Source organism: Synechococcus sp. UW86, from assembly GCF_900474085.1.
In the GTDB taxonomy this organism is placed as follows: domain Bacteria; phylum Cyanobacteriota; class Cyanobacteriia; order PCC-6307; family Cyanobiaceae; genus Parasynechococcus.
Genome location: NZ_UCNU01000002.1, coordinates 21,319 through 32,168, shown reverse-complemented (window position 1 = coordinate 32,168; position 10,850 = coordinate 21,319). Strand labels below are relative to the sequence as shown.

General features: G+C 62.3%; 12 protein-coding genes. 7 read left to right on the top strand and 5 right to left on the bottom strand.

Annotated elements, in window-relative coordinates; genetic code table 11:
* The first annotated feature begins 125 nt into the window (after positions 1-125).
* Together DXY04_RS11880 and DXY04_RS00260 are read left to right on the top strand one after the other, a co-directional pair.
* Positions 126-293 (top strand): hypothetical protein, encoded by a 168-nt coding sequence (locus DXY04_RS11880; protein WP_170950919.1) that lies wholly within the window; start codon positions 126-128, stop codon positions 291-293.
* Between the two features lie 27 nt (positions 294-320).
* Positions 321-647 (top strand): hypothetical protein, encoded by a 327-nt coding sequence (locus DXY04_RS00260; RefSeq protein WP_115160541.1) that lies wholly within the window; start codon positions 321-323, stop codon positions 645-647.
* Here the strand turns inward: DXY04_RS00260 and DXY04_RS00255 are convergent.
* Entirely contained in the window at positions 644-1,558 is a 915-nt protein-coding gene (locus tag DXY04_RS00255; protein WP_115160540.1) for an aspartoacylase, read from the bottom strand. The two genes, DXY04_RS00260 and DXY04_RS00255, sit on opposite strands and share 4 nt — an antisense overlap.
* Before the next feature lie 70 nt (positions 1,559-1,628).
* Here DXY04_RS00255 and DXY04_RS00250 point away from each other — a divergent pair, with 70 nt between their 5' ends.
* From DXY04_RS00250 to DXY04_RS00235, 4 genes are all read left to right on the top strand, one after another.
* The gene (locus DXY04_RS00250) at positions 1,629-2,603 is read left to right on the top strand and encodes a glutathione S-transferase C-terminal domain-containing protein (RefSeq protein WP_115160539.1); all 975 of its coding nucleotides are present in this window, start codon (positions 1,629-1,631) and stop codon (positions 2,601-2,603) included.
* A complete protein-coding gene (locus DXY04_RS00245; protein WP_115160538.1) occupies positions 2,600-3,238 on the top strand; it encodes a DUF2301 domain-containing membrane protein in 639 nt (212 codons plus the stop codon). Before DXY04_RS00250 ends, DXY04_RS00245 begins: the two co-directional genes overlap by 4 nt.
* Complete coding sequence (locus tag DXY04_RS00240) at positions 3,235-5,136, top strand: ABC-F family ATP-binding cassette domain-containing protein (RefSeq protein ID WP_115160537.1); 1,902 nt, start codon at positions 3,235-3,237, stop codon at positions 5,134-5,136. The genes DXY04_RS00245 and DXY04_RS00240 overlap by 4 nt, the downstream gene beginning before the upstream one ends.
* A 138-nt stretch (positions 5,137-5,274) precedes the next feature.
* Complete coding sequence (locus DXY04_RS00235; RefSeq protein WP_115160536.1) at positions 5,275-5,493, top strand: CP12 domain-containing protein; 219 nt, start codon at positions 5,275-5,277, stop codon at positions 5,491-5,493.
* Between the two features lie 30 nt (positions 5,494-5,523).
* On the opposite strand, the gene DXY04_RS00230 is transcribed toward DXY04_RS00235, so the two are convergent.
* Together DXY04_RS00230 and cgtA are read right to left on the bottom strand one after the other, a co-directional pair.
* Entirely contained in the window at positions 5,524-5,706 is a 183-nt protein-coding gene (locus tag DXY04_RS00230; RefSeq protein ID WP_115160535.1) for a hypothetical protein, read from the bottom strand.
* A gap of 93 nt (positions 5,707-5,799) precedes the next feature.
* Positions 5,800-6,789, bottom strand: coding sequence for an Obg family GTPase CgtA (cgtA, locus tag DXY04_RS00225; RefSeq protein WP_115160534.1), 990 nt, complete (start codon positions 6,787-6,789; stop codon positions 5,800-5,802).
* Between the two features lie 58 nt (positions 6,790-6,847).
* On the opposite strand from cgtA, the gene DXY04_RS00220 reads away from it, so the two are divergent.
* A complete protein-coding gene (locus DXY04_RS00220) occupies positions 6,848-8,026 on the top strand; it encodes an ABC transporter ATP-binding protein (protein ID WP_115160533.1) in 1,179 nt (392 codons plus the stop codon).
* Positions 8,027-8,048: 22 nt separating this feature from the next.
* On the opposite strand, the gene DXY04_RS00215 is transcribed toward DXY04_RS00220, so the two are convergent.
* Positions 8,049-10,487, bottom strand: coding sequence for an endonuclease MutS2 (locus DXY04_RS00215; protein ID WP_244278522.1), 2,439 nt, complete (start codon positions 10,485-10,487; stop codon positions 8,049-8,051).
* Positions 10,450-10,848 carry a VOC family protein gene (locus tag DXY04_RS00210; protein ID WP_115160531.1) on the bottom strand — a complete coding sequence of 133 codons (399 nt, stop codon included), beginning with the start codon at positions 10,846-10,848 and terminating at the stop codon, positions 10,450-10,452. Before DXY04_RS00210 ends, DXY04_RS00215 begins: the two co-directional genes overlap by 38 nt.
* Positions 10,849-10,850: the final 2 nt, after the last annotated feature.

The window sequence follows — 10,850 nt, the reverse complement described above, 5'->3', positions numbered from 1 at the left end:
AGGGCAGGAGAGCCCTGCCTGATCGGGAGTGTAACGGAAGTTTGCGCTGTGTGTCCACAGATTGCGAAACCAACGCTTAAGCGCCCCAGACAAGGAAAGCGATGCTTTCGAAAGACTTAAGATTCATGAGACTCACCAAGGCGCTTTTGGTTCTGATCCGCTGGATGCAAGCCGGCCATCGCTTGGAGGAAACCGTTCCTCTGAGCCAGGCCCGCCACAGGCGACTGGAGCTGGAGGCTCAAGGTGCCACCGTGTATTGGAGTGAACGTCTGGCCCAGGGCCAGTTCTGTTGAGAGGCTGGGGCCAATCGGCACAGGCCCATGCAGCGTTTGATTCCCCTGATTTGTCTTGGGCTGACCTCGGTTGGTCTCACCAGCTGTGGACTGGTGAGCTCAAGCGGCGACCAACCAAATGCAAGCGCTTCGATCGAACAGCTGGAACAACGCATCAACCAGCTGGAGCAGGAGCTGCAACAACGCAAGTCGCCCGGCGGCCATGCCGACAGCAAGACCCCGGCCGGTCCGCTGCGATCCCTCACCCTGCGGCTCGGGACCGAGGACGACCGCTTGCGGATGTACTGGGCGGATGGTCAGACGAGCAATCTGGTCTGCTCTCAAGAAGGGAACGGTGTTTGGGCCTGCGGTTAGGCCGCAGAGAGCAGCTGCTGCAAGGCCGGCAGCCAGGTGGGCTGCACGGGCCATACCTCCCGGCGCGTGAGGGAAAAAGCAATGCTTTTCTCCGCGTAGGCCGCTTCATTCACAAACACGGGAATCTCCCCCTCAACCCACGCTTCACCTCGATCGGTGCCATCCGCAGCACGGAACATCGCCTGGGTTGAGCTGATGTCCTGCCAATCGCGGCCCTGCAGTTCGGGATGCACAAGGGCCTGAGGCTCTCCGTTCTCCGCCTTCGGAAGATCCAGACTCCCCAGGTGACGGTGCACCACCAGAGCATCCGGCAGCCGGGCCAAGCCCTGATCTGCCTGATCCAAGGCCCTCAGGCAGGTTTCCAAGCCAAGACGGGTCTGTTCAACGACCCGGGCATTGAGCAGACCTTGCGGCACAGGGCCCACCTCGATCACCAGGCCGCAGGGCCAGGACTCAACAAGGAAGCCGGTCTGCTGAGCATCGGCTTCGTGCAGATAAATCGGCAGGCCGAGCGCTCCCTGCACCAAAGCCGCGAGGGCGAGATCAGCAGGACGCCGGCCGTACACCACCAGGGAATTGCCCATGGCCGCTGTGGTGCTGTGCAAATCGATGGCCACGGCACAAGGCTGCTCGCCGCTCGGGCCGTGCAAGCGCAGGAGTTCCCCAGCACGCTGAAACTCCAAGCCGGGGGCCCCCTGCTCCAACTGTTCCGGGAGGAAGCAGCGGTTGAGGTCACGATCGACGTAACGGCAGCGACGGCGCAACGCTTCCGGGTTGCCGATCACCTTCTGCACCGCCAAGCCAGCAGCGTTGATCAGATCAGGGTTGGCCTGCCACTGCTGCAGCAACCAAGGGGCATTGACCTCATTGCCGTGGGTGCCGGCCACCACAAGAACGCCACAGCTGCTCATGGACCACAGCGAACCAAGTTCTGACTGAAGCACGAGTCACAGCGAGGATGGAAGCGATCCAAACCGCGCCATGTCGATCCCACCTGTCGTGGTCACGGCCGCCCGTCGCAGTTGGCGCTGGCAATGGCAACGGCTCATGGGTGGGCTGGGCCCAGCCGATGCGGCCGGCAATTACACCCGCCCAAGCAGCGATCCGCTCACACCGCCGGCTTTAAACCCCGAAGACCTGCTCCAGCGCAGCGCAGACCAACGGCCAATCCTGGTGATCGGGCGCAGCTGCCCCTGGGCCCACCGCACCTGGCTGGTGCATCAGCTGCGCCATCTGCAGAGCAGCCTCACCCTCGTGATGGCACAGGCGGATCACAACGCTGGACGCTGGGCCCTCAATCCAGCCTGGGGGGGGTGCGACACGCTGCTGGAGTTGTATCAGCACTGCGGCGCCCCCCCCAGCTACCGGGCCACCGTGCCTGTGCTGGTGGATCCCAAGACGCGCAGCCTGCTGGGCAATGACAGTGCACCACTGGTGGAGCTGTTGAACCGCTGGCCCCATCAAGACGCGGCTGTGGACCTTGCACCGGCGGAAGCCACCGACAGGATCCAGGCCTGGCAGCAGCGACTGCAACCGGCCATCAACGATGGGGTGTACCGCTGCGGTTTCGCCCGCAACCAAGCGGCCTACGACCGCGCTGAAGCCGATCTCTTCGCCGCCATTGCTGCGGTGGAGCAGAGCCTCGAAACCAATGGTCCATGGCTGTGCGGCACAACACTGACCCTGGCGGACGTGCGCTTATTCCCCACCTTGATCCGCTGGGAGCTGGTGTATGCCCCCCTGTTCGGCTGCACTCGGCAGCCGCTCTGGCACTACCCACACCTCTGGACATGGCGACAGCGCTTCTACGCCTTGCCGGGCGTGGCGGACACCTGCGACGGCAACGCCTGGCGACACGACTACTTCGGTGCCCTGTTCCCCCTCAATCCCGGCGGCATCGTTCCAGCCGGTCCTGACCTGAGCACACTGGTGAACAGCACGGCGGCGTCGGGATGACCAGCGCAGATCCAACCTTCGAAGGTGTTTACGGCACCTACTCGATCACCGCTGCCGATCGCCAGGAGGTGCGTTTTTATCGAATCGCCCTGTTGATCACCGGGCTCAGCCTGGCCGCAGGGGTGCTGCAGTGGTGGCAGACCGATAGCCCCTGGGCATGGCTCTGGGTGCTGCCGATGGCCACGGCCCTGGGCCTGGCCCTGCGCTGGATTCACATTTATCTCCGTCCCTTGCACCGCGCCCTGCAACTGTTCTGGCTCAGCGGTTGCATCGGTTGGGGGGCCCTGCTGCTGCAGGCCGGCCCCACCGAAGTGCTCTCCGTCCTCCAGGATCAGCCGCTGTGGATCCTGGCCATCGGGCCGCTGTTTGCCGCCTTGGCGGGCATCGGCTTCAAGGAGTTTTTCTGCTTCCAACGCCCCGAAGCCATCGGCCTCACCTTGCTGCTGCCGGCAGCGCTGCTGGGGCATCTGGTGGGTCTGATCAATGGCCCCCTCTGCCTGGCTCTCCTGGAAAGTGCAGCGTTGCTGCTGGTGTTGCTGGCCCTGCGCAAATTCGGCATGGAGGCAGCAGCGGATGTGGGCGACAAGAGCGTGTTTGCTTATCTGGACGGTCAACTGCCCGCTGGCACGCCGTGAGTCTGATCAGCCTGGTGGGTGCGGCCAAGGATTTCGGCATCCGCACCCTCTTTTCCGATCTCGATCTCCACATCGGTGAAGGGGAACGGCTGGGACTGATCGGTCCCAATGGCGCCGGCAAATCCACCCTGCTGAAGGTGCTGGCAGGGAAAGAACCGCTCGGGGAAGGGGAACGCCGCTGCTCACCCCGGCTTCGGGTGGAGCTGGTAGGTCAGGAGAGCCGGATCACTCCGGGGCTCACGGTGCTGGAGCAGGTGCTGGAGGGCTGTGGTGCCAAACGGGATCTGCTGGTGCGCTTCAGCGCCCTCAGCGACGCCATCGCGGAAGACCCCAGCAATGAAGCACTGATGGCGGAGCTGGGTCAGCTCAGCCAACGGATGGATGAAGAGGACGCCTGGAGCCTGGAGCAGCAATGCCGGGAAGTGCTGCAGAAATTGGGCATCAGCGATCTCCAGCGCCCGGTCGACGACCTCTCCGGCGGATACCGCAAACGGGTGGGTCTGGCATCAGCCCTGGTGGCCTGCCCCGATGTGCTCCTGCTGGATGAGCCCACCAACCATCTCGATGCCGCTGCCGTGGAATGGCTCCAGAGCTGGCTGGATCGCTATCCCGGCGCTCTGGTGCTGGTCACCCATGACCGCTATGTGCTCGATCGGGTGACGCGGCGGATGGTGGAGGTGGACCGAGGCCAGGCTCGCACCTATCAGGGGAACTACAGCACCTTTCTGCAGCACAAAGCCGAAGAAGAGGCCTCTGAAGCGGCCTCAGCGGCCAAGTTCAAAAGCGTGCTTCGCCGCGAGTTGGCCTGGCTACGCCAGGGCCCCAAGGCCCGCAGCACCAAACAAAAGGCGCGACTGCAACGCATCGAAGCGATGCGCGAGCAGAAACCCAATCAAGGCAAAGCAAAGCTGGAGATGACCGGCATCAGCCGGCGCATCGGCAAACAGGTGATCGAAGCGGAAGCCGTTGGGGTCACAGCCGATGGCAGCGGGGGCGGTCGCCCACTCCTCGATGGCTTCAGCTACAGCTTCAGCCCTGAAGACCGAATCGGCATCATCGGCCCCAACGGCAGCGGCAAATCCACCCTGCTTGATCTCATCGCCGGACGGCGCGAGCCAACCCAGGGCAGCCTGCTGCTTGGGGAGACCGTTCACATCGGTTACCTGGACCAGCACACCGAAGACTTCAACAAAGGCAAAGGGCTCGACCGCAAAGTGATCGAGTTCGTGGAAGAAGCCGCCAGCCGGATCGATCTGGGGGGTGAACAGGTCACCGCATCCCAGCTTCTAGAACGCTTTTTGTTTCCACCAGCCCAGCAGCACAGCCCCTTGGCCAAGCTCTCGGGAGGCGAGCGCCGCCGCCTCACCCTCTGCCGGATGCTGATCCAGGCGCCCAACGTGTTGCTGTTGGACGAACCCACCAACGATCTGGATGTTCAGACCCTCAGCGTTCTCGAAGACTTCCTTGAAGACTTCCGGGGCTGCGTGATCGTTGTTTCCCACGACCGTTATTTCCTCGATCGCACCGTTGATCGCCTGTTCTGCTTCGACCAAGGACGGCTTAATCGCTTTGAAGGGAACTACAGCGCGTTTCTGGAGCAGCAGCACCAGGAGGAACGCAGCCAGACCCAGGCGAGCAAACCCTCCACACCAACACCAGAGAGCCGCCGCAAGACCAAGCGCGACGGCCCGCGGCGGCGAAACTTCAAGGAAAACAAGGAGCTTGCGGCGCTTGATCAACAGCTGCCTGAACTGGAGCTGAAGAAAGAGGAGCTGGAACAGCAAATGACCGGGCAAGGCGCTGACATGGCCAAGCTGAGCCTTGATCTGGCTGAGATCATCACCCGCATTGAACAAGCGGAAGAACGCTGGCTGGAACTCAGCGAATTGGCGCCCTGATCAACGATCTGGAGCTGTGCTTGTAGCCACGGCTACCGCCACTTCAAATCAGCGTTGTCGGATGGTGATGGGGTGGGATTCCACCACTCCAAAACCGATGAACCGCCGTAAGGTGCTCCCAGGCCACGGTCTGAATTCATGAAGTCCATCGACGAACACATCCAGAAGGATCAATCCGACATCGAAGCTGCCAAAGCAGCTGGCGACGAGGCCAAGGTTCGTCACCTCACCGATGAGCTGAAGTCGCTGGAGGAATACAAGGAGCACCACCCCGGCGAAAGCCACGACCCCACCTCCCTCGAGCTTCATTGTGAGGCCAATCCCGATGCAGACGAGTGCCGCGTCTACGACGACTGAGTCAACCAGCGCGTGAAATCCAACGAGGGCTTAATAGTCCTCGTTGAAATCGGAGGGGCTGCCGGTCAGGCTGCAGACGACAGCCTCTTCATTACGCATCGCCTTCACTTCAGCGATCGGGCGTCCCATGCGTTGAAGCACAGCAACATCCTCTTTCGTTTGGCACCGGGCGATCACGTCGCCCTTGTTGTCCAGACAGGTGTAAAAGGTCATGTCATGGGAGAGACATTCCCGTTATGGCTCCCCCGCGATCAGGCCACAAGCATCGGTGTGGCTGATCACATGAAGATTGTCTGGAGCATCAGCTCACACTCCGAGCTCGGCCCAGGTTTCTGCCAGCAACTGATCGAGGTTGGTTCCCATGGCGGCTGAAATGCACAGCACGGGACGACCACTCGCCGCTTCAAGGTCTTGCCGCAACCTGGGGAGATCCTCCTCTGTCACCAACTCCTGTTTGTTGATCACCAACAGACGTGGCCGATCAACCAGACCATGGCCATAGGCCTCCAGCTCCTGCTGGACGACGTTCAGGTCAGCCAAGGGATCCTCGGATCCTGCGTCCACGAGATGGATCAGCAGACGGGTGCGTTCGATATGACGCAGAAAGTCGTGGCCAAGACCAGCGCCCTGGGCGGCCCCCTCAATCAAGCCTGGAATATCCGCGAACACGGTTCCATCTCCACTGGGACGGCGCACCACACCAAGGTTGGGAACCAAGGTGGTGAAGGGGTAATCGGCGATCTTGGGTCGCGCTGCCGACAGCACGGCGATCAAGGTGCTCTTGCCGGCATTGGGAAGACCAATGATGCCCACCTCAGCCAGCAACTTGAGTTCCAGCTGCAGGGGCCATTCCTCACCCTCACGGCCCTCGGTGAATTTCTCCGGAGCGCGGTTGCGATTGCTCAGGTAATGGGCGTTGCCCAAACCACCTCGCCCACCGAAGGCAACGGTGAGACGCTCACCCGGGGTGGTGAGGTCGCCCAGAAGAATGCCGGTGCGCAGATGGCGTACCTCCGTGCCACAAGGCACCTTGATCACCAGGTCTTTCCCTGATGCACCGGTGCATTTGTTCGGACCACCGCGACGCCCATCGTCAGCGGCGAACAGGCGCTTGTATTTGAAATCGAGCAGGGTTTGCAGGTTGCTGTCGGCCTCGAGAACCACTGGAGCCCCACACCCGCCGTCACCTCCGGAGGGGCCTCCAGCGGGCACATACTTTTCACGGCGAAATGCAGCGATGCCATCGCCGCCGCGCCCGCCTCGGACCGTGATCCGTGCCTGATCGATGAACTGCACGGTGCTGCCGGCTCAATCCAATCCATAACCCTAAGATTCAGCCGCTGCAGCTCTGTCGTTGGCCGGCGTCCGTTTCGAAGACCTCAGCAAGACCTTCCCAGGACGCGGCGGCTGTGATCCCGTTGAGGTGATTCGTCAGTTGAATCTGACGATTAACGAGGGCGAGTTTTTGGTGCTGGTCGGTCCCTCGGGGTGCGGCAAAAGCACCTTGCTGCGACTGCTCGCTGGTCTCGACAGCCCCACCAGCGGCGAAATCAGAATCGGGGCCCGGCCCATCAGCGATGTACCGCCAGCGCGCCGCAACGTCGCCATGGTGTTCCAGAGCTATGCGCTTTACCCGCATCTCAGCGTGCGGGACAACCTCAGCTTCGGACTGCGCAGAAGCCAGGCGAGATCAACCGTCCAGCGCATCCAAGATCAAGCCTTTCGAGCCACGCGCGCCTTACCCAAACCACTGAGGGTGCGGTCGGTCAGAGAAGAACGAATCGAAGCCCGGGTGAACACCGTTGCCAGATCTCTGGAACTCACGGAATTGCTCGATCGAAGGCCAAAGGAACTGTCCGGCGGACAGAAACAACGGGTCGCCCTCGGACGCGCCATGGCGCGCAATCCCGAGGTGTTTTTGATGGATGAACCGCTGAGCAATCTCGACGCCAAACTCAGAACGAGCACGCGCCAAAGAATCGTCGAGCTGCAGCGAGAACTGGGAACAACAACGGTTTATGTGACCCACGACCAGGTGGAAGCGATGACCATGGGGGACCGCATCGCTGTGTTGAACCAGGGGCGCCTGCAGCAACTCGGGACCCCCATGGAGTTGTACAGATGGCCCTCCAACATCTTCGTGGCCCAGTTCATTGGCAGCCCAGCGATGAGCCTTTTGCCCGTCACGGTGGGACCCAACGCAACCCTGATTCTGGGGAACAAGCGCATACAGGTTGAAGGCGCAATGGTCGCCCCTTTACTTCAACGAGAAGGCCAACACCTCACCGCAGGATTGAGGCCTGAACACTGGCATCTGGCACCGGCAACGAACCGGAATCTCCAAGCCGGGGTAAGCCATTGCGAGCGTCTGGGCAATGAGCAGATCCTTACCTGCCGGCTCCTGGATGGTGATCAACTCATCCAGGTCAGAGCTTCAACGGAGATCAACATCACTGCCGGCGATGCCATCCACCTCGACCCTGACCCCACAGGCTGGCGGTTGTTTGATGCGGATGGTGAAGCGATCCGTTAGCCACTGAAGCGCCTGAAACAGCTCAGCGCACCCAGACAACGCTGCAGCCCGGTCCGCCGTCCCCCTGCTCGGCATCGGTCACCCGTTCCACATAGGCCACCGTGTCCAGCCAGGCGCGCAGGCCGCGCTTGAGCTTGCCCGTGCCGATGCCATGGATCACCCAAACCGGCCCATTGGCACTGCGCAAGCATTCCTCAACCGCCGCTTCGGCCTCATGCACCCGCATACCACGCACATCAAGGGTGTTGCGACTGGTGCGCACCTGTGCACCGCCGCCTCCGACGGAACGGGCTTGCACCTTCACCACCGGCTTTGGAGGCGGCTCCGGCTTACGCCCATCCAGGCTTTCCACCGCCGCCAGATCCACCGTGGTGCGCATCACCCCACAACGAACCGTCAGCTGAAGGCCGTCATCGGTGATGGCCAACACATCTGCAGCCTTGCCGAGGGCGAGCAAGCGCACGCGATCCCCCACAGACGGACGCCAACCCGGCTTGGGTGCACGCCGTTCAGGGGTTGGGCGGTGATGGTCTTCCAAGCTGCGTAACCGTTGCCCAGCCTTTCGCGCGGTTTCCCCATCCGCGCGCTCATCCCGCAGACGGCGAATCAGCGTGCGAACTTCTTTCTGGCCCTGACGGATCGACTGCTCCAAGCGTTGACGGCCCTGCTCCTGGCGTTGCGCGGTCTGCTGCTTTTGCTTCTGCCAGCGCTGCAGCAACTCCTCGTGCAGCAGCTCCGTGCGTGCCAGGAGTGCTGCAGCGTCTTCTGCCGCGGCCTGCTGGCGCTGCCGTTGCTCCTCCAAGCCACGGATCACACTGTTCACCTCACCATCACCCCCTGGGGCCAGAAGCTGCTGTGCCTGGTGAAGCACATCCGAATCGAGCCCAAGGCGCGTCGCGATCGCCAGAGCATTGCTGCGTCCTGGAATTCCCCACAGCAATTCATAGGTGGGGGACAAGGTCTCAGGATTGAAAGCAACAGAGGCATTCTCAAAACGAGCGTCGTCGTATTTGAGGGCCTTGAGTTCACCGAAGTGGGTGGTGGCAATCGTGAGCCGAGCCCGATCCGCAAGAGCCTTGAGCAGAGCCGTGGCCAGGGCCGTTCCCTCGCTGGGATCCGTTCCAGCACCCACCTCATCCAGGAGCACCAGGGCTGGAGAACCACCGCGCTGCAGCGCCTCAAGAATGCGCCCAATCCGCTTCACATGACCACTGAAGGTGGACAAGCTCTGCTGGAGGGATTGCTCATCTCCGATGTCCGCCAGCACCTGGGCACACCAGGGCAGGGAAGGTTGCCCCGAACAGGGCAAAAGCATGCCGGCGCGTGCCATCAATGCAGCGAGGCCAATGCTTTTCAGGGTGACCGTTTTGCCACCGGTGTTCGGCCCGGTGATCGCCACCACCCGCAGCTCCGGCGACACCTCCACCGAGATGGGAACCACGGGCGGCCCCTCCGCCCGTTTGTGCTGCCACACCAAGAGCGGGTGTCGCAGACCTGAAAAGCGAAACGGAGCCTCCGCTGCCGCCTCAAGCTGAGGCTCAACGCCACCAAGCCAGCGGCCGTAACGTCCACGGGCCAGCGCAAGATCAAGCGCGCGCAGCACGGCCACCACCTGGTTGAGGGCGGACGCCTCTTCAGCCACCAGAGCACTCAGCTCCGCCAACACCTTGCGTTCCTCATCCCGGATGCGGGACTCCAGCTCCACAAGCTTGTTGCCCATGGTGAGCACCGAGCGGGGTTCAACAAAGAGGGTGCTGCCTGAGGCCGAACTGTCGTGCACCTGACCCGGCACCTGGCTCACGGCACCGGCCTTCACCGCCAGGACAGGACGGCCATGACGCTCGGCGATCACACTGTCCTGCAGGGATGGGGCCAGGCGTCGCAGCAGCTCCTGAAGTTTGTCGCGACGTTCCTGGCGCAGACCGTTCCATTGATGCCGCAGCGCCGACAACGCTGAGCTGGCGCGATCAGCGACGCGGCCGCCCTCTTCGAGCGCAAATTTGAGCCGCTGCTCCAACTCCGGCAGCGTCACCATCGTTTCAATCAACGCGGTGCACACCGGGCGCAGCTCGGGGTCGTCGATCTGACGGCGCAGGCGACGGGCCGCTGCCAAAGTCTCCGCCACGGCCAGCAGCTCTTCACCGGAGGCCACACCTCCCTTGCTGCAGCGCAGCACAACGGGCTCGAGATTCCGCACACCGCGGAAGCTGAGCCCCCCCTCAGTGAGGTCATCGAGCACCGCCATTTCAACCGTCTCGGCCAGGCGCTGTTTCGACTCCTCCAGGCTGGGGGGCAGCGTTTGAACCCGGGCCGCATCACGACCCATGCCGGTGCTGGCAAAGCCGCTGAGATGATCACAGACCCTATGCCACTCCAGCAGTTCAAGGGTTTCCTGCTGAGCCCGGTCCGCCTCTTGACTCAAGTCAGTTGCAGTTGGAGGGGATGCCACCGGGGGGTTCATAAAGCATTTCTAGCCAGTTGCCTTCCGGATCTTTCAGATAAAAAGACGCCGTGCCGTCGCGGTGGTCATGGACGGCACCAACTTGCACACCCTGCGCCTTGAGACGGTCGTGAATCACATCCACCTCCGCACGATCGCGGAAATGGAAGGCGAAATGTGGGCCAGCGGCTTTGTAATCCGGGCCTAACAAGGCGAGTCCATCGCGACCTTCCCCGGCTTCCAGATAGCACCAGTCGTTGGCACGCCAGACCAGACGCATGCCGAGATCGGTGTAGAAGGCAACAGCCCGATCGACGTTCTCAACACGGATCGCAACGTGACCGAGACGATCCACACCCTTGGGTTGATCGGCTGTTGCCATCG